Source organism: Bacillus inaquosorum (assembly GCF_023238325.1).
GTDB classification, from domain to species: Bacteria; Bacillota; Bacilli; order Bacillales; family Bacillaceae; genus Bacillus; species Bacillus inaquosorum.
Genome location: NZ_CP096592.1, coordinates 3478758 through 3497236, shown reverse-complemented (window position 1 = coordinate 3497236; position 18479 = coordinate 3478758). Strand labels below are relative to the sequence as shown.

The following is an 18479-nucleotide window of genomic DNA, read 5'->3' as shown; positions in this document are numbered from 1 at the left end:
AGTCTTTTTACATGATGCAGTAAGGGCCTTGTGCACTTGACATTTACGGAAAAGGAAGTAAAATATTTTACTAAAATGTGCGGCAAGCTGAATAATGGAGGCAGATGCAATGGCGACAATTAAAGATATCGCGCAGGAAGCGGGATTTTCGATTTCAACCGTTTCCCGCGTTTTAAATAACGATGAAAGCCTTTCTGTTCCTGATGAGACACGGGAGAAAATCTATGAAGCGGCAGAAAAGCTCAATTACCGCAAGAAAACAGTAAGGCCGCTAGTGAAACATATTGCGTTTTTATATTGGCTGACAGATAAAGAAGAATTAGAAGATGTCTATTTTAAAACGATGAGATTAGAGGTAGAGAAACTGGCGAAAGCATTCAATGTCGACATGACCACTTATAAAATATCGGATGGAATCGAAAGCATTCCTGAACATATCGAAGGGTTTATTGCCGTCGGCACATTTTCTGATCAAGAGCTGGCTTTCCTCAGAAATCTCACTGAAAACGGCGTCTTTATCGATTCAACTCCTGATCCCGATCATTTTGACTCGGTAAGGCCTGATTTAGCCCAAATGACAAGAAAAACGGTAAACGTCCTGAGCGAGAAGGGGCATAAGAGTATCGGGTTTATCGGCGGCACATACAAAAATCCCAACAACAATCAGGATGAAATGGACATCCGTGAACAAACCTTCAGATCCTATATGCGGGAAAAAGGCATGCTGGACGAGCGGTATATTTTCTGTCATCGCGGGTTCTCTGTGGAAAACGGGTACCGCCTGATGACAGCAGCGATTGACACATTAGGTGATCAGCTCCCGACCGCTTTTTTGATCGCGGCGGACCCGATTGCAGTAGGCTGTCTGCAAGCCCTGAATGAAAAGGGAATTGCCATACCGAACAGGGTGAGCGTTGTAAGCATCAACAACATCAGCTTCGCAAAGTATGTTTCGCCTCCTTTGACGACGTTTCATATTGATATACATGAATTGTGTAAAAATGCTGTTGAAATGCTGCTTGAACAAGTACAAGACAAAAGAAGAACGGTAAAAACATTATATATAGGGGCGGAATTAATCGTCAGAAAGAGTATGAATTAACAATGGCTTAGGACACTAAGTCATTTTTTTATTTAGGTAAAAAAATTTACTGATAGAAGTAAATAGTTTGTTTACACATTTTCTCAGGCGTGCTATATTATTTTAAAAGCGCTTTCATTCATACCGAAAGGGTGACAATCAATGAAAATGATAAAAAAGTGTTCCGTACTCATGCTCTGCTCGGCTGTCAGTTTATCCTTGGCGGCTTGCGGCCCAAAGGAAAGCAGCAGTGCCAAATCAAGTTCAAAAGGGTCAGAGCTTGTCGTGTGGGAGGATAAAGAAAAGAGCATCGGCATTAAAGACGCCGTTGCTGCGTTTGAAAAAGAGCATGATGTAAAGGTTAAAGTCGTGGAAAAACCGTATGCCCAGCAGATTGAAGATTTGCGGATGGACGGACCGGCCGGCACGGGGCCTGACGTGTTAACAATGCCCGGTGACCAAATCGGAACGGCTGTGACGGAAGGATTACTTAAGGAATTACATGTCGAAAAGGACGTTCAATCGCTCTATACTGACGCTTCCATTCAGTCTCAAATGGTAGATCAAAAGCTTTATGGGCTGCCTAAAGCGGTCGAAACGACAGTGCTTTTTTACAACAAAGATCTCATCTCAGAGAAGGAATTGCCGCAAACGCTGGAAGAGTGGTACGACTATTCTAAAAAGACAGCTGACGGAAGCAAGTTTGGATTTTTAGCCCTGTTCGATCAAATTTATTACGCGGAAAGTGTGATGAGCGGATACGGCGGATACATTTTCGGTAAGAATCAAGACGGCAGCTATAACCCGTCTGACATCGGGATCAATCATGAAGGCGCTGTCAAAGGTGCGGCGCTGATTCAGAAGTTTTACAAAGAGGGCTTATTCCCGGCCGGCATTATTGGAGAACAAGGGATTAATGTGCTGGAATCACTGTTCACAGAAGGAAAAGCCGCCGCGATTATTTCGGGCCCGTGGAATGTAGAAGCCTTTTCGAAAGCAGGAATCAATTATGGCATAACGAAACTGCCGAAGCTGGAAAATGGGAAAAACATGAGCTCCTTTATCGGCGTCAAAAGCTACAACGTCAGTGCGTTTTCAAAGAATGCGGAGCTGGCGCAAGAATTAGCCGTTTTTCTCGCGAACGAAAAGAATTCTAAAACACGATATGAACAAACGAAGGAAGTCCCTGCTGTGAAATCCTTAGCGAATGACCCGGCTATTATGAATAGCGAGGCGGCACGGGCTGTTACTGAACAATCCCGCTTCTCAGAGCTGACGCCGAATATCCCGGAAATGAATGAAATATGGACGCCGGCTGATTCGGCATTACAAACGATTGCAACAGGAAAAGCGGAGCCCAAACAAGCATTGGATCAAGCAGCTGAAACGGCCAAAGGACAAATCAAGGCAAAGCACAGCGGAAAATAAAGAGAAAGCTAGATTTGTATTGTAAGAGAGGTGAAAACGGTGCAGCATCGTCAAATCGCTTTGTTCCTGTCAATCATCCCGGGGCTGGGGCAATTTTATAACAAGCAATGGATAAAAGGTTTTGTCTTTCTTTTCTTAGGCGCATCGTTTTTTGCGGTCTTTGGAGATTTGCTCAATATGGGGTTTTGGGGAATCTTTACTCTGGGAACAGAAGTGCCGCGGGATAATTCCGTGTTTCTCCTGGCGGAAGGGATTATCGCTGTGATTGTGACCTGCTTTGGCCTTGCGGTGTATTATGCGAATCTTCGCGATGCGTTTCAAAGCGGAAAACGGCGTGATGAAAACAAGCCGTTGGGTTCCCTAAAGGAACAATACCAAAATATCATTTCTCAGGGCTATCCTTATGTTGTCAGCGGCCCATCTTTGTTTATTTTAATATTCGCCGTGGTTTTTCCGATCTTGTTCAGCTTTGCATTAGCTTTTACGAACTATGATTTGTACCATTCCCCTCCTGCTAAATTAATCGATTGGGTCGGTTTTCAAACCTTCTCAAACATCTTCACAGTTGATATTTGGAGGTCGACTTTTTTTGATGTGCTGGCTTGGACGGTGGTTTGGACACTTGCCGCATCCACACTGCAAGTCAGTTTAGGGATTTTTCTCGCGATCATTGTCAATCAGAAAGACATTCGTTTTAAACGCTTTTTCCGGACGATTCTGATTTTGCCATGGGCCGTTCCCGGATTTGTTACGATTTTAATTTTTGCAGGGCTGTTTAATGACAGCTTCGGTGCGATGAATCACGACATCTTGGCTTTTTTCGGGATAGAGCCTCTTTCGTGGATGACAGATGCCAATTGGTCTAGGCTTGCGCTGATTCTCATGCAGGGCTGGCTTGGGTTTCCGTACATCTTTCTTGTCTCAACAGGCGTGTTGCAGTCGATCCCGGACGATCTGTATGAAGCAGCCACGATTGATGGCGCTTCTGTCTTCGCAAAGCTGAGATACATCACGCTTCCAATGGTGTTCATTGCCATGGCTCCGATTATCATTACTCAGTTTACGTTTAATTTTAATGACTTTAATATTATCTATCTATTCAATGGCGGCGGTCCGGCTGTCACCGGATCAACAGCTGGCGGGACAGATATCCTCGTTTCGTGGATTTATAAATTGACAATGCAGTCCAGCCAATATTCACTCGCCGCAGCTTTAACGATTTTATTATCTGTGTTCGTCATTTCCATTGCATTGTGGCAGTTCAGGCGGACGAAGTCTTTTAAAGAGGAGGCATGAAGCATGCTGGCAGATATGAAGGTCAGAAAATTTATCCGTCTCCTTTTCTCTTACTTGTTGTTAGCCTGTATGACGGTCATCATCGTTTATCCTCTCCTTTGGACGGCAGGCGCTAGCTTTAACCCCGGCAACAGCTTGATCAGTACATCCATCATTCCGAAGCATCCGACATTCGACCATTACAAGGAATTATTTGCGGGCAAAGAAAGCCTTCAATATGTGCAGTGGTATATCAACTCAATGAAGATTAGCCTGTTTACGATGGCGGGGTCTTTGATCTGTGTGACATTTACTGCCTATGCGTTTTCGCGGTTTCGATTTAAAGGGAGGAAATACGCTTTAACTCTCTTTTTATTGCTGCAAATGATTCCCCAGTTTTCGGCTTTAATTGCCTTGTTTGTATTGGCGCAAATCTTGGGGATGATCAATAGCCATTGGCTGTTAATCTTGCTTTATATCGGCGGCCTGATCCCGATGAATACGTATTTGATGAAAGGTTACATGGATTCCATCCCAATGGATTTAGACGAAAGCGCCAAGATTGACGGGGCCAGCAGCACAAGAATCTTCTTCCAGATCATTCTGCCATTATCAAAACCGATGGCGGCAGTGGTCGCTATGAACGGCTTTACCGGCCCGCTCGGAGATTTTGTGCTGTCCTCAACGATATTGAGAACGCCTGAATCATATACATTGCCCGTCGGCCTATTCAATTTAGTGAATGATGTCATGGGGGCCAGCTATACGACATTTGCGGCCGGAGCCCTGCTCATCAGCATCCCGGTTGCCGTCATCTTTATCATGCTGCAAAAGAATTTTGTGTCCGGATTAACCGCAGGGGGAACGAAAGGCTAGGAGAATAAGGAGGAGAGTATGATGTCGAAGCTTGAAAAAACGCACGTAACAGAAGCAAAATTTATGCTCCACGGAGGAGACTACAATCCTGATCAGTGGCTTGATCGGCCCGATATTTTAGCTGATGATATCAAGCTGATGAAGCTTTCTCATACGAATACGTTTTCTGTCGGCATTTTTGCATGGAGCGCGCTTGAGCCGGAGGAGGGCGTATATCAATTTGAATGGCTGGATGATATTTTTGAACAGATTCACAGCATAGGCGGCCGGGTCATATTAGCAACGCCAAGCGGAGCGCGTCCTGCCTGGCTGTCGCAAACCTATCCTGAAGTTTTGCGTGTCAATGCTTCCCGAGTCAAACAGCTGCACGGCGGAAGGCACAACCACTGCATCACATCAAAGGCCTACCGTGAAAAAACACGCCACATCAACCGGTTATTAGCAGAGAGATATGGCAATCATCCGGCGCTGTTAATGTGGCATATTTCAAATGAATACGGAGGAGATTGCCACTGCGAACAATGCCAGCATGCTTTCAGGGAGTGGCTGAAATCAAAATATGACAACAGCCTCAAGACATTAAATCATGCGTGGTGGACTCCTTTTTGGAGCCATACATTCAATGACTGGTCACAGATTGAAAGCCCTTCGCCGATCGGTGAAAATGGCTTGCACGGCTTGAACTTAGACTGGCGCCGGTTCGTCACCGATCAAACGATTTCGTTTTATGAAAATGAAATCATTCCGCTGAAAGAACTGACGCCTGATATCCCTATCACAACGAACTTTATGGCTGATACACCGGATTTAATACCGTATCAGGGCCTCGACTACAGCAAATTTGCGAAGCATGTCGATGTCATCAGCTGGGACGCTTATCCGGTTTGGCACAATGACTGGGAAAGCACAGCTGATTTAGCGATGAAGGTCGGCTTTATCAACGACCTGTACCGAAGCCTGAAGCAGCAGCCTTTCTTATTAATGGAGTGTACGCCAAGCGCAGTCAATTGGCATAACGTCAACAAGGCGAAGCGCCCGGGCATGAATCTGCTGTCGTCCATGCAGATGATTGCCCACGGTTCGGACAGCGTTCTCTATTTCCAATACCGTAAATCACGCGGGTCATCAGAAAAATTGCACGGGGCAGTAGTGGATCATGACAATAGCCCGAAGAACCGGGTCTTTCAAGAAGTGGCCAAAGTCGGCGAGACATTAGAACGGCTGTCCGAGGTTGTCGGAACGAAGAGGCCCGCTGAAACCGCTATTTTATATGACTGGGAAAATCATTGGGCGCTCGAGGATGCTCAGGGGTTTGCGAAGGCGACAAAACGTTATCCGCAAACGCTTCAGCAGCATTACCGCACATTCTGGGAACACGATATCCCTGTCGACGTCATCACGAAAGAACAAGATTTTTCACCATATAAACTGCTGATTGTCCCGATGCTGTATTTAATGAGTAAAGACACCATTTCCCGTTTAAAAGCGTTTACGGCTAACGGCGGCACCCTAGTCATGACGTATATCAGCGGAATTGTAAATGAGCATGATTTAACGTACACAGGCGGATGGCATCCGGATCTGCAGGCTATTTTCGGGATTGAGCCTCTTGAAACTGACACGCTGTATCCGAAGGATCGAAATGCTGTCAGCTATCGCAGCCAAACATATGAAATGAAGGATTATGCAACGGTGATCGATGTCAAGACCGCATCAGCAGAAGCGGTGTATCAAGAAGATTTTTATGCGCGTACGCCAGCGGTGACAAGCCATCAATATCAGCAGGGCAAGGCATATTTTATCGGTGCGCGTTTGGAAGATCAATTTCATCGGGATTTCTATGAAGGGCTGATCACAGACCTGTCGCTTTCTCCTGTTTTTCCGGTTCGGCACGGAAAAGGCGTCTCCGTACAAGCGAGGCAGGATCAGGACCATGATTATATTTTTGTCATGAATTTTACGGAAGAAAAGCAGCTGGTCACGTTTGATCAGAGTGTGAAGGATATGATAACGGGAGACATCTTGTCAGGCGACCTGACGTTGGAAAAATATGAAGTGAGAATCGTCGTAAACACACATTAGGCTGTTGCTCTGCTCGATTTGGGCGGATTCTTTTTTCTTGTATATTAGAAAGCGCTTACTTTAGAGTGAGGGGTGGAGTCATGAGAAGCAGAGTGAAAATGTTCTTTGCAGCTGTTATCGTGTGGAGTGCATTCAGTTCAACGGGATATGCCGCTGTCATTGAGGGGGAGAAACATGTGCCAGAGCTTCGGGCAGATGATCTTTACGTGAAAAAAGTAAAGGGTATGAACAAGGATTTTATCAAAGGGGCAGATGTGTCCAGTATTATTGCTTTAGAAAACAGCGGCGTCACCTTTTACAATACAAGCGGAAAACCTCAGGACATCTTTACAACTTTAAAACAAGCTGGCGTCAACTATGTTCGCGTCCGCATCTGGAATGACCCATATGATTCAAATGGCAACGGGTATGGAGGAGGAAACAATGATATCCAAAAAGCGATCGAAATCGGAAAAAGAGCGACAGCGAACGGAATGAAGGTGCTGGCCGACTTTCATTATTCTGATTTCTGGGCCGATCCTGCGAAACAGAAGGTGCCCAAAGCTTGGGCGAATCTCAGCTTTGAAGCTAAAAAAGCAAAGCTCTATGAGTATACGAAACAAAGCCTTCAAAAGATGATCAAGGAAGGCGTCAACATCGGCATGGTTCAAGTCGGAAATGAAACAACAGGGGCATTTGCCGGCGAAACCGATTGGGCGAAGATGAGTCAATTGTTTAACGAAGGAAGCCGAGCGGTCAGGGAAACAAACCGCGGCATTCTGGTCGCACTGCATTTTACCAATCCTGAAACGACTGGAAGGTATTCATTTATTGCAGAAACACTACGCAAAAACAAAGTGGATTATGATGTGTTTGCCAGCTCGTATTATCCTTTCTGGCACGGCACAGTACAGAATTTGACCTCCGTGCTGAAGGCTGTCGCTGATACGTACGGCAAAAAAGTTATGGTGGCGGAGACATCATACACCTATACCGCTGAGGATGGCGACGGTCATGAAAATACAGCGCCAAAAAGCGGGCAGACGCTGCCATATCCAATGTCCGTTCAAGGCCAGGCAGATGCGATAAGAGATGTGATGGAGGCTGTAGCAAATACGGGCACGGCAGGACTTGGCGTTTTCTATTGGGAGCCTGCGTGGATTCCAGTCGGCCCGAAAACGCAAATAGAGAAAAACAAAGTGTTATGGGAAACGTACGGGTCAGGCTGGGCCTCCAGCTACGCTGCCGAATACGACCCTGAAGATGCCGGGAAATGGTATGGGGGAAGCTCTGTGGATAATCAAGCTTTGTTTGATTTTAACGGACACCCGTTGCCTTCCTTGCAGGTGTTTCAATATGCGGAGTCAGGACATAACCCGAAAAAACGCTGAAACAGAAAATCCATGAGATGTAACAAATCATTGTTATGTCTCATGGATGTTTTTATTTCAAATCAACTAATATAAAACATTCGTCATCACTTTTATGATGGGCTTCCTTATGTTGATGCAGTGATGTAAGCATTTTCTCTTTCAGGTCGGTAATAGGAAACTCGGGATGCTCCTTCAATAAATCAAATAAATAACATGAAGCCGTAGGGTCCATCACGCCATCTGTATAAAGAAGAAGCCTTCCGCCCTCCGTGTATGGAAGGCTGCTTGACTGAAACACCGTGTCTTCAAACATCCCGATCGGAGGCGCAGTTGCCTGCAGCAGATTTTGGGTTCCTCCGGCGCCCTGCCATAATGCCGGGGGATGCCCTGCGTTGACATAATCAATTCTTTGCCGGGCTGTATCAATCTCGAGATAAATGGCAGTGCAATAATGTCTTGCTTCCTCATCATTTTGAAACAAGCTGTGAAGATGGCGGTCTAATTCTTTCATGACTTTGACGGGACTGAGACCTTGCGTGATCTGGCGCTGGAACAAAGGATGAAGAGACATCGTAATCAAAGCAGATGAAATTCCATGACCCATCACATCAAGGATAATAATGCCGTAACGGTGTTCATCGATTTGATAAAATCCGTATAGATCACCTGATAAGTCACTGGATGCTTTGTAATAAGACTCAATCTGAATCTGATCATTTACAATCGGTTCAGTCAACGAGTTTTCCTGAATCTTTCTGGCGAGCTCAAGCTCTCTTTTGGTGTTTAATTTAAATTGCTGATTTTGTTTGTTGATCTCAAGAAGCTCTTCTTGTTTAGCCTTCAGCGTTCCTAAAGCAATTTCTAATTCTGCATTGGCTTTCTGTTTGGCAAACAAAGCTTCTTGGGCCGCGTTTCTGGCCATCAGCAGTTCATTTTCATATTCATTTCGCTTCTGCATCGGAATCAGAACACACTCGGTGACAGATGCCCCGCGATCAGCTCTTACAACCGCATTGACAAGGACGGGAATTTCTTCTCCATCTCTTGTTTGCAGGGAAATGTACATTTCTTCAATGTGCTGCTCCAGTTTCAAAAGCGGAACAAAATAAAGCTGGTAGAAAAGCTGTGCGGAAACGGTCAAGATCGTATCCATATGCTGGCCGATTACCTGTTCCTGCTCATATTTTAGGATGTTGAGCAGGGTACGGTTGACCGCTATTATTGAACCCTCTTCTGACAAAGTGAGGAAACCGCATGGTGCATTATTCAATTGTTTGTCCATTCAGAGGGTCACCTCTATCCCTTTCGTTCCATATCACACGTGTGCTTTCAAATAATCGCTGATCAGCTGTATCGTCTCTTCAGGATGGCTCATGTGGGGACAATGCCCGCGAGCCTCCATTTGTTTCAGTCTGCTATAAGGCAGGTGCTTATGCATATACTCACCTACTGCTGCCGGTGCGATGATATCATCTGCGCATTGGAGGATAAGAGAGGGAACCGTTACCTTCGAAAGATCCTCCCGGTGATCAGAAAAAAACGCTGCTTTCGCGAATTGGCGGGCAATCACAGGGTCAGTAGAACAAAAACGGCTTTCAAGCTCTTCCCTGATTTCAGGCCGGTCTGGCTGATTCAGAACGGTGGCCGCAAATACAGTTGCCCAGCCTATGTAATTTTTCTCCATCATCTCCAGTAAACCAATTAGCTGTTCCTCCTCAAATCCTCCGTAATACTCAGGCGGATCATTCAAATAGCAAGGAGAAGGGCCCACCATCACCAGATGGGAAAAGAGTTCCGGACGGCGGATGGAAGCAAGCATCCCAATCATAGCTCCGACAGAGTGACCCACAAACACGGTATCTTCCAGATCTAGAGCTTCACAAACATCTAGAACATCTTGGGCATAGCCGTCAAGTGTCCGGTAACGATTCAGGTCATATGCGCGCAAATCTGAATGTCCCGAACCGACGTAATCAAATAAAATGACCTGATGATCTTCTTCAAAGGCCGGCGCCACGGCATTCCACACGCTTTGATCGCATCCAAAACCAGGTGCAAAAATGATAGATGCTTTGCCGCTGCCCTTCACCTTCACATCATTTCGAGACAAAATCGCTTCGTTCATGATTGGCTCCTTTCAGCCGGAAAGTAAAATAAAGTTCAATATGTATATCATAACACTCGGGCGGTTTGAAGAGGGTGTCTTTCTATGAAAGTAAATAGCAGTTTAAAAGAAAGAGGACATCCGGCATAGGAGAGCTGGATGAATTGGAAGATCTAGAGGATGGATGGCCTAGGCACCTGTGGCGGGAAAGAATATGACATTTGTCACTCAATCATCATGACACCCCATACTAACATCATCATCTCAGTCATTTTACAATCAATGTAAGCCATCAGGAGGTGCTCATGTGATGAATGAGGCAGTATCAGTAAGCAATGTGACAAAACATTTCCAGCAAAAAACAGCTGTAAACAACATCAGCTTCAGCATTGAAAAAGGAGAAATTGCAGCCATTCTCGGACCGAATGGGGCAGGGAAGACGACCGTTATCTCCATGATATTAGGATTGCTGAAACCGACTAAGGGAGAAATCAAACTATTTAACCGGCTTCCCGATGATCAACGGGTTCGCGAAAAAATAGGCGTGATGCTGCAGGAAGTGAGTGTCATGCCGGGTCTAAAGGTGAATGAAATCCTCGAACTCTTCCGAAGCTATTATCCGAATCCATTGTCCATGAAAGAACTCGTTTCGTTAACAGCACTCACAAAAGAAGACTTGAAAACAAGAGCAGAAAAATTATCCGGCGGACAAAAACGCCGTTTGAGCTTTGCTTTGGCTCTTGCGGGGAACCCGGAGCTGCTTATATTCGATGAACCGACAGTCGGAATGGACACATCATCAAGACATCGATTCTGGCAGACCATTCATGGACTGGCGGATCAAGGGAAAACGATTATTTTCTCAACTCACTATTTACAGGAAGCAGATGATGCCGCACAGCGAATCTTATTTTTTGCTGATGGACGGCTTGTGGCAGACGATTCACCAATGCAGCTCCGCTCTAGGATTCAAAAACAGTCTGTTTCCTTTACGCTCCATTCAGATGAATCATTGGAAAAGCTGTCTCGTCACCCGGAAGTAGAGCGAGTGATCCAAAAGCATCAGAGAACCATCATCCAAACATCAAATACAGACAAAGTGTTAGCGCTGATCTTTCAAGAAAACATACATGCACGCGATATTCGAATTGAGCAAGGAACGCTTGATGAGGCATTTCGCCAGCTGGCTGACGGAAACAGGGAGGCGATGTGAGTGAACATGCTCCAGAAGCAAAGCATAGCTGAAATGAAAAGGGTGCTTAGGAATAAGTACTTTGTGCTTTGGTCGCTGATGATGCCGATTGCCTTTTATTATTTCTTTACCAATGTAGTGAATACCAACGTCCCTGATCAACGTGCATGGGACGCTCATTACTTAATGTCGATGACAGTCTTCAGCGTGATGGGTTCTTCTATCATGACGCTTGGAATCCGTATGGTTCAAGAACGGTCACAGGGCTGGACTGCCTTTATTCGCATTACGCCTCTTCCGGATCATATTTATTTATCAGCTCAGATGATTGGCCAAAGTGTGATTCACGTTTTATCCATTACCGTCATTTTTCTTTTCGGCGCCATTATCAATGACATTGCCTTGTCACCGTTTGAATGGGTCATGAGCGGACTGTGGATTTTGTTTGGCGCATTGCCGTTTTTAGCATTAGGCACACTAATAGGCCTCATGAGAAAAGTAGAAACAGCGGCCGGAATCAGTAATGTGCTTTACATGCTGCTGGCTTTAGGCGGTGGCATGTGGATGCCGTTTGAGGTCATGCCTGACATGATGCAGAACATTGGCCGGTGGCTTCCGTCTTATCATTTCGGGAGCGGAGCGTGGGAACTTGTCCGAGGCGAATTCCCATCCTGGAAAAATATTCTGATATTAATCGCTTATTTGATGCTCTTCATGCTACTATCTAAGTATATTAGAAGAAAACAAGAAGCGGTGTAATACATGAAAAAGGCAATATCAATTTTCCCGAAGCAATTCGGGTTTTTCCCTTATATCTTTCTGGTGTACATCATTATGCCGTTCCTCTCTTTATTGAAAGAATCAGGCATCAAACAGGTGATTGGATATGGCATGCTGATCCTTTTTGTCGCAGCATATCGCCAGTTGTTCTGCAGCTTGGGCAGAGGATCGTTTACGTGTTGGCTCATCGTGCAAATGGCAGTTATTTTTATATACAGTCTGTTTTATGATATCAGCTATATGTACTTAGGTTTTTTCCCGGCAAACTTTGTTGGTTATTACAGAGAGAAAACGAAGTTTAAGCGTGCTTTCTGCGGTTTAATCTTCATGTTGCTGCTCCCTTGTCTGTATCAATTATTTGCGAATTCGGTCTCAATTCGGGAGCTTTTCTCTATTCTTCCATTTCAGGTCATCATGCTCATTTCTCCATTCGGAATCCGTTCTATGTTTCGGAGAATAGAGCTTGAAACGAAGCTTGACCAAGCAAACGAACAGATAAGGGAACTCTCCAAAAGGGAGGAGCGTGTTCGAATCGCCCGTGATCTTCACGATACCCTCGGCCATACCCTGTCGCTCCTTACATTAAAAAGCCAGCTGATTCAGCGGCTGGCAACATCTGATCCAGAACGGACACGGCTTGAGGCAAAAGAAATGGAAACAAGCTCACGAGCCGCACTTAAGCAAGTTCGTGAGCTTGTTTCTGATATGAGAACGGTCACGATGACGGAGGAGCTCGCCAACATTCAGCACATATTAAAAACGGGGAACATTACCTTTCAATACGAAGGAGACGAAGACTTTTCAGCAATATCTCCCGTCACTCAAAACATTATCAGTATGTGTATGCGGGAAGCCGTGACCAATATCATCAAGCATAGCAAAGCAACCCACTGCGCCATCACCATTTCTCAGTTTGCTGACAAAATGAGGATTGTCATACGGGATGACGGAAAGGGAGCGGCAAAGGAGAAAACATTTGGGAATGGCTTGCGGGGAATGGAAGAACGGCTCATGCTCATTGAAGGCGGATTAACGCTTTCAGTCCATAACGGAACGGTTTTGACACTGACGATTCCGCTTATTAAAAAAGCAGAATGATAGGAGGACGAAAAGAATGATTCGTCTGTTTATTGCTGAGGACCAGCGAATGCTTTTAGGCGCTTTGGGATCTCTGCTTGATTTAGAAAAGGATATGACAGTCATCGGACAAGCATTAAACGGGGAAGAGGCGTTAAAAGCCATTTTGAAGCTGGAGCCGGATGTGTGCATCATGGACATTGAAATGCCGGTTCAAAGCGGGCTGGATGTGGCAGAGGCATTAATGCAAAAAGGCTGCGGCAGCAAGGTCATTATATTAACCACCTTTGCCCGCCCCGGATATTTTGAACGCGCCGTCAAAGCCGGCGTACATGGCTACCTGCTGAAAGACGGGGAAATTGACGATCTGGCCGATGCCATCCGAAAGTGTGTAAAGGGAAAACGAGTGTTCAGCCCGGAGCTGACGTTTAATATGATTCGAGACGAAAATCCGCTCACCGTAAGAGAGCAAGAAATTCTGCGGCTGGCGGCTTTAGGCAAGACAACAAAAGATATTACGCTTGAACTCTATTTATCTCAAGGCACAGTCCGAAACTATATATCAGAAATCATCCAAAAGCTTGATGCGAAAAATCGGACAGAAGCCGCCAGCATTGCTGAGGAAAAGGGCTGGATTTAACCATATGTTTTTCACCATCACGGCACTCCTGGGAGATCAGGAGTGTTTTTTATATGCCCGCAAATGAAAATATCCCCAGAAAACCCTTTCCTTCCATTATCAGAATAGTGTACGATATTCATATAGTTATTTTAACTCAGGTCATCTGATGACCTGATCATATATTGGGGATGAGAGAGGGGTTCATCATGAAAGTCTCACTTTTTGTCACTTGTCTTGTTGATATGTTTCAAACAAACGTAGGAAAAGCAACGGTTGAGCTGCTGGAGCGGCTTGGGTGTGAGGTTGATTTTCCGGAGGGGCAGATCTGCTGCGGCCAGCCGGCTTACAACAGCGGTTACGTGAATGATGCCAAAAAAGCAATGAAACGAATGATTGAAACGTTTCAGGAGTCAGATTATGTCGTCAGTCCATCCGGTTCCTGCACCACAATGTTCCGGGAGTATCCGCACCTGTTTAAAGATGACCCGAAATGGGCGGATAAAGCGCAGAAGCTTGCGGATAAAACGTATGAATTAACGGATTTCATCGTGAACGTCCTCGGGGTGGAGGATGTCGGCGCAACCCTTCATAAAAAAGCAACCTTACATACGTCATGCCATATGACAAGGCTCCTCGGGGTATCGGAGGAGCCGATGAAGCTGCTGAGCCATGTGAAAGGGCTTGAATTCACGCCGCTTCCGGGTAAACACAATTGCTGCGGATTCGGAGGAACATTCTCCGTCAAAATGGCGCAGATCTCTGAACAGATGGTCGATGAAAAAGTCGCGTGCGTAGAGGAAACGGAAGCAGAGGTGCTGATCGGTGCTGACTGCGGCTGTTTGATGAATATCGGGGGACGGCTTGACCGAAAAGACAAGAATGTCAAAGTGATGCACATCGCCGAAGTGCTCAACAGCAGATAAAACTGGATTCAGAGGGGGAAAGGATCATGGCGATGAAAATCGGTACTGACGCTTTTAAAGAGCGGGTATCACAGGGGATTGATAATGAATTTATGAGAGGCGCTGTTTCAGGTGCGCAGGAACGTCTGCGAACACGGCGCCTTGAAGCAGCCGAAGAGCTGGGAAACTGGGAAGAGTGGCGCTCGCTATCAGAGGAAATCAGGCAGCATGTCCTTGAAAACCTCGATTTCTATCTCGGCCAGCTTGCGGAAAATGTGGCGAAAAGAGGCGGGCATGTCTATTTCGCGGAAACATCGGAAGAGGCGTCTTCTTACATTCGCGATGTCATTCAAAAGAAGAACGGGAAGAAAATCGTGAAATCAAAATCAATGGTCACAGAGGAAATCAATCTGAATGAGGTGCTGGAACAGGAAGGCTGCGAAGTCGTCGAAACCGACCTCGGCGAGTATATTTTGCAGATTGATGATCATGATCCGCCGTCACATATCGTAGCGCCCGCCCTTCATAAAAATAAAGAGCAGATACGCGATGTGTTTAAAGAGAGGCTGGACTATCAACATACAGAAAAACCGGAAGAGCTCGTCATGCATGCGCGCACCATCCTCCGGGAAAAGTTTCTGGAAGCGGATATCGGCATTACCGGCTGTAACTTCGCCATCGCTGACACGGGCTCTGTCAGCCTTGTGACCAATGAAGGTAACGGACGGCTTGTGAGCACTTTGCCGAAAACGCAAATCACCGTGATGGGAATGGAGCGGATTGTCCCGTCATTTTCTGAATTTGAAGTGCTTGTCAGCATGCTGACAAGAAGCGCTGTCGGACAGCGGCTGACAAGTTATATTACGGCTTTGACAGGCCCGAGGCTGGAAGGGGAAGTGGACGGGCCGGAGGAATTCCATCTTGTCATTGTTGACAATGGCCGCTCCAACATTCTCGGTACGGAATTCCAGTCTGTGCTGCAATGTATCCGCTGTGCCGCATGTATCAATGTCTGCCCTGTGTACCGCCATGTCGGCGGACACTCTTACGGCTCAATTTATTCGGGGCCGATCGGAGCGGTTTTATCGCCGCTGCTCGGCGGTTATGACGATTTTAAGGAGCTGCCGTACGCGTCTACATTGTGCGCGGCTTGTTCAGAAGCCTGCCCGGTCAAAATTCCGCTTCACGAGCTGCTTCTCAAGCATCGCCAGAACATCGTCGAAAAAGAAGGAAGAGCGCCGATCAGCGAAAAGCTTGCGATGAAAGCGTTCGGACTTGGCGCGTCCTCTTTGTCGCTTTATAAAATGGGCTCAAAATGGGCGCCAGCCGCCATGACGCCTTTTACAGAGGACGAAAAAATTTCGAAAGGGCCCGGCCCGCTCAAAAGCTGGACACAGATCCGCGACTTCCCGGCACCGCATAAATCAAGATTCAGAGACTGGTTTACAGACAGAGAAACAAGTGAACGCACGAAGGAGGAGCAGTGATGACGAAGGGAACCGTTCAGAATCAGGAGAGCTTTTTAAACCGGATCGCATCACGCCTGGGCCGTGAAAGAAGAACAGGAGGCGTGGCAGTCCCTGAGTGGGCGCACCAGCCGCAATATAAAACACTTGAAGGATATTCAGCAGATGACTTAGTGACAGTGCTCAAAAACCATTGTGTCAAAATCCATACAGAGCTGATTGAAACCGATTCAACCGGCCTTTACGATGCCCTCCGCGAACAAGTCAGCCGGTTTTCCGGAGGCCCTGTCATCATTCCGAAAGACTCCCGCTTTGAAGCATACGGACTAAATAGCCTGCTTACCAAAGACTGGCCGAGCGATGGAACACCGGTCTGGGAGTGGGATGCTGACAAAGGCGAAGAAAATATCAAAAAAGCGGAGCAAGCCAATGTAGGGATCACATTCAGTGAAATCACACTGGCTGAGTCGGGGACGGTTGTCCTCTTTTCCTCAAAAGACATCGGCCGGTCCGTCAGCCTTCTGCCGACGACCTATATTGCGATTGTGCCGAAATCAAGCATTGTACCGAGAATGACGCAAGCCAGTGATATCATCCGCCAAAACATTGCGGACGGCGTCACTGTTCCCTCATGCGTCAACTACATTACCGGACCGAGCAACTCAGCCGACATCGAAATGGATTTGGTCGTCGGGGTGCACGGACCTGTAAAGGCTGCATACATTCTCGTATCTGATCGCTGATCTCAGGAAGCCCGGCATGTGCTGCCGGGCTTTTTGCTTGAAAAAACTTCAACTTCCAATTTTTTGGCCGATGAGAAGAGTATGACTTGAAAAAGGAGGAAATGCGATGAAAAAATGGCTGATTATTGCTGTTTCACTGGCAATTGCGATCGTGCTGTTTATGTATACAAAAACAGAAGCGAAGGCAGCCGGCATGACATTAGGCTACACCACTGGAGATACGGCCTCATACAATTCTCTTACGAAATATCATTCATACATGAATTCCATCGCCACAGATACGTTTGCCTTTGAAAAAAACGGACAAGTCATTGGCGATGCCCCGATCAAGCAGCTGACATATGCGAAAAAGAAAAAAATCAAGACATGGGCTGTCATTTCAAACTATAATGACGCCATATACGATTTTGACGGAGATTTAGCAAAGCGGGTCATGAGTAATAAAACAGCGAAAAAACGATTCACAGATCAGCTGATAGAACTGGCCAAAAAGCACTCATACTACGGTATCAATATCGATTTTGAAGCAGTGCATCCAGAAGACCGATCCAAATACTCAAGCTTCATTCAATATGTCTCACAGGCTCTGAAAAAGAAACATATTAAAACAATGGTTTCCGTTCCGGCCAAAAGCGCCGATGATCAAAACGATGACTGGAGCTGGCCGTATGATTATGCGAAAATCGGTAAATATGCCGACTACGTACAAGTCATGACTTACGACGAACACGGCATATGGGGCGAGCCGGGATCAGTGGCAAGCACAAGCTGGATCAAAAGCTCTCTGCAGTTTTCAGTCAAAAAAATCAAAGCCAATAAAGTCATTATGGGAATCCCTGCGTACGGCTATGACTGGGATGTAAAAGACGGAAGCGGCAGCGCCATGCGGGAATGGAATGAACTTAAGTCCCTCATCAAGAAGCAGAAAGCAAAGCCGGCATTCAACAAAAAATCAGGTTCGATGACGTTTTCTTACGTTGACAAAAAGAAGCATAAACATGTCGTGTGGTATGAAAATGAGAAAACCGTTCAAACGAAAAGCCATCTGGCAAAGCAATATAAAATAGCAGGTGTCTCAGTCTATGCATTAGGAAACGAGTCAGAATCCTTTTGGAAAGCCATCCAAAAAGGGACAAAATAACAGTTTCTTTTTTCTCTGAAGTTATTGACAGGTAAAAGAGAAGCACGTATATTATGTTAATATATTCAGATCATAAAATTTAAGTTTTTCAGAAAACTACAACACATAGAATGGGAGCAGTAAAAGAAAGAGATCAGAAAAGAGAGCTGCGGGGTGGTGCGACGCAGCCTGATTCTTCTTTGAACTCGCCCGGGAGTGGTAAGACGGAACGGAATAGATTGAATATTCCCTATGTTTTAACGGCTAACCTTCGTTACAGGTCAAAAGCTGGATTCTTTACGAAGAATCAACAAGAGTGGTACCGCGGTCAGCCAAAGGCTCGTCGTCTCTTTATCTATTAGATAGGAGACGGCGGGCT

The 18479-nt window shown here is 45.9% G+C and carries 16 protein-coding genes and 1 other annotated feature; of the genes, 14 read left to right on the top strand and 2 right to left on the bottom strand.

All coding sequences use genetic code 11. The annotated features are described in order from the left end of the window. Positions 1-109: 109 nt before the first annotated feature. The 6 genes from ganR to ganB all read left to right on the top strand — a co-directional run bounded on the left by ganR (position 110) and on the right by ganB (position 8112). Positions 110-1102 (top strand): galactan degradation operon transcriptional regulator GanR, encoded by a 993-nt coding sequence (gene ganR, locus M1M80_RS17775; RefSeq protein WP_060399526.1) that lies wholly within the window; start codon positions 110-112, stop codon positions 1100-1102. 141 nt (positions 1103-1243) lie between these two features. Further along, positions 1244-2509 carry an arabinogalactan oligomer ABC transporter substrate-binding protein GanS gene (gene ganS, locus M1M80_RS17770; RefSeq protein ID WP_060399525.1) on the top strand — a complete coding sequence of 422 codons (1266 nt, stop codon included), beginning with the start codon at positions 1244-1246 and terminating at the stop codon, positions 2507-2509. A gap of 39 nt (positions 2510-2548) precedes the next feature. Continuing rightward, positions 2549-3805 (top strand): galactooligosaccharide ABC transporter permease GanP, encoded by a 1257-nt coding sequence (gene ganP / locus M1M80_RS17765; RefSeq protein ID WP_060399524.1) that lies wholly within the window; start codon positions 2549-2551, stop codon positions 3803-3805. A gap of 3 nt (positions 3806-3808) precedes the next feature. Next, positions 3809-4660 (top strand): galactooligosaccharide ABC transporter permease GanQ, encoded by an 852-nt coding sequence (ganQ, locus tag M1M80_RS17760; RefSeq protein WP_003235252.1) that lies wholly within the window; start codon positions 3809-3811, stop codon positions 4658-4660. 18 nt (positions 4661-4678) lie between these two features. After that, the gene (gene ganA / locus M1M80_RS17755; RefSeq protein ID WP_080429061.1) at positions 4679-6742 is read left to right on the top strand and encodes a beta-galactosidase GanA; all 2064 of its coding nucleotides are present in this window, start codon (positions 4679-4681) and stop codon (positions 6740-6742) included. A gap of 80 nt (positions 6743-6822) precedes the next feature. Beyond that, on the top strand, positions 6823-8112 hold the full coding sequence (gene ganB, locus M1M80_RS17750) for an arabinogalactan endo-beta-1,4-galactanase (protein ID WP_060399522.1): 1290 nt from the start codon (positions 6823-6825) through the stop codon (positions 8110-8112). A gap of 52 nt (positions 8113-8164) precedes the next feature. Here the strand turns inward: ganB and rsbP are convergent, their stop codons facing one another. Together rsbP and rsbQ are read right to left on the bottom strand one after the other, a co-directional pair. Next, a complete protein-coding gene (gene rsbP, locus M1M80_RS17745; RefSeq protein ID WP_060399521.1) occupies positions 8165-9376 on the bottom strand; it encodes a phosphoserine phosphatase RsbP in 1212 nt (403 codons plus the stop codon). A 33-nt stretch (positions 9377-9409) separates the two neighbouring features. After that, complete coding sequence (gene rsbQ, locus M1M80_RS17740; RefSeq protein ID WP_060399520.1) at positions 9410-10219, bottom strand: sigma factor SigB/phosphatase RsbP regulator RsbQ; 810 nt, start codon at positions 10217-10219, stop codon at positions 9410-9412. Positions 10220-10505: 286 nt separating this feature from the next. On the opposite strand from rsbQ, the gene M1M80_RS17735 reads away from it, so the two are divergent. The 8 genes from M1M80_RS17735 to M1M80_RS17700 all read left to right on the top strand — a co-directional run bounded on the left by M1M80_RS17735 (position 10506) and on the right by M1M80_RS17700 (position 18121). Further along, complete coding sequence (locus tag M1M80_RS17735; RefSeq protein WP_080429060.1) at positions 10506-11411, top strand: ABC transporter ATP-binding protein; 906 nt, start codon at positions 10506-10508, stop codon at positions 11409-11411. Further along, a complete protein-coding gene (locus M1M80_RS17730; protein ID WP_060399518.1) occupies positions 11412-12149 on the top strand; it encodes an ABC transporter permease in 738 nt (245 codons plus the stop codon). A gap of 3 nt (positions 12150-12152) precedes the next feature. Continuing rightward, a complete protein-coding gene (locus M1M80_RS17725; RefSeq protein ID WP_060399517.1) occupies positions 12153-13268 on the top strand; it encodes a sensor histidine kinase in 1116 nt (371 codons plus the stop codon). Positions 13269-13284: 16 nt separating this feature from the next. Beyond that, positions 13285-13887 (top strand): two-component system response regulator YvfU, encoded by a 603-nt coding sequence (yvfU, locus tag M1M80_RS17720; RefSeq protein WP_060399516.1) that lies wholly within the window; start codon positions 13285-13287, stop codon positions 13885-13887. A gap of 188 nt (positions 13888-14075) precedes the next feature. Further along, positions 14076-14792 carry a lactate utilization iron-sulfur protein LutA gene (gene lutA / locus M1M80_RS17715; protein ID WP_003235238.1) on the top strand — a complete coding sequence of 239 codons (717 nt, stop codon included), beginning with the start codon at positions 14076-14078 and terminating at the stop codon, positions 14790-14792. 26 nt (positions 14793-14818) lie between these two features. Then, entirely contained in the window at positions 14819-16258 is a 1440-nt protein-coding gene (gene lutB, locus M1M80_RS17710; RefSeq protein ID WP_060399515.1) for a lactate utilization iron-sulfur protein LutB, read from the top strand. After that, positions 16258-16980 carry a lactate utilization protein LutC gene (lutC, locus tag M1M80_RS17705; RefSeq protein ID WP_060399514.1) on the top strand — a complete coding sequence of 241 codons (723 nt, stop codon included), beginning with the start codon at positions 16258-16260 and terminating at the stop codon, positions 16978-16980. The genes lutB and lutC overlap by 1 nt, the downstream gene beginning before the upstream one ends. A gap of 106 nt (positions 16981-17086) precedes the next feature. Then, the gene (locus M1M80_RS17700) at positions 17087-18121 is read left to right on the top strand and encodes a glycosyl hydrolase family 18 protein (protein WP_060399513.1); all 1035 of its coding nucleotides are present in this window, start codon (positions 17087-17089) and stop codon (positions 18119-18121) included. A 97-nt stretch (positions 18122-18218) separates the two neighbouring features. Next, positions 18219-18454: a binding site (T-box leader), on the top strand. The last annotated feature ends 25 nt before the right edge of the window (positions 18455-18479 follow it).

Excerpts from the sequence above, each read along its gene's own strand:
- M1M80_RS17725 (WP_060399517.1), top strand. The coding sequence starts at position 12,153 with ATGAAAAAGGCAATATCAATTTTCCCGAAGCAATTCGGGTTTTTCCCT.
- ganQ (WP_003235252.1), top strand. The coding sequence starts at position 3,809 with ATGCTGGCAGATATGAAGGTCAGAAAATTTATCCGTCTCCTTTTCTCT.
- ganB (WP_060399522.1), top strand. The coding sequence starts at position 6,823 with ATGAGAAGCAGAGTGAAAATGTTCTTTGCAGCTGTTATCGTGTGGAGT.
- lutB (WP_060399515.1), top strand. The coding sequence starts at position 14,819 with ATGGCGATGAAAATCGGTACTGACGCTTTTAAAGAGCGGGTATCACAG.
- rsbQ (WP_060399520.1), bottom strand. The coding sequence starts at position 10,219 with ATGAACGAAGCGATTTTGTCTCGAAATGATGTGAAGGTGAAGGGCAGC.
- lutA (WP_003235238.1), top strand. The coding sequence starts at position 14,076 with ATGAAAGTCTCACTTTTTGTCACTTGTCTTGTTGATATGTTTCAAACA.
- rsbP (WP_060399521.1), bottom strand. The coding sequence starts at position 9,376 with ATGGACAAACAATTGAATAATGCACCATGCGGTTTCCTCACTTTGTCA.
- ganS (WP_060399525.1), top strand. The coding sequence starts at position 1,244 with ATGAAAATGATAAAAAAGTGTTCCGTACTCATGCTCTGCTCGGCTGTC.
- M1M80_RS17700 (WP_060399513.1), top strand. The coding sequence starts at position 17,087 with ATGAAAAAATGGCTGATTATTGCTGTTTCACTGGCAATTGCGATCGTG.
- lutC (WP_060399514.1), top strand. The coding sequence starts at position 16,258 with ATGACGAAGGGAACCGTTCAGAATCAGGAGAGCTTTTTAAACCGGATC.
- ganR (WP_060399526.1), top strand. The coding sequence starts at position 110 with ATGGCGACAATTAAAGATATCGCGCAGGAAGCGGGATTTTCGATTTCA.
- yvfU (WP_060399516.1), top strand. The coding sequence starts at position 13,285 with ATGATTCGTCTGTTTATTGCTGAGGACCAGCGAATGCTTTTAGGCGCT.
- ganA (WP_080429061.1), top strand. The coding sequence starts at position 4,679 with ATGATGTCGAAGCTTGAAAAAACGCACGTAACAGAAGCAAAATTTATG.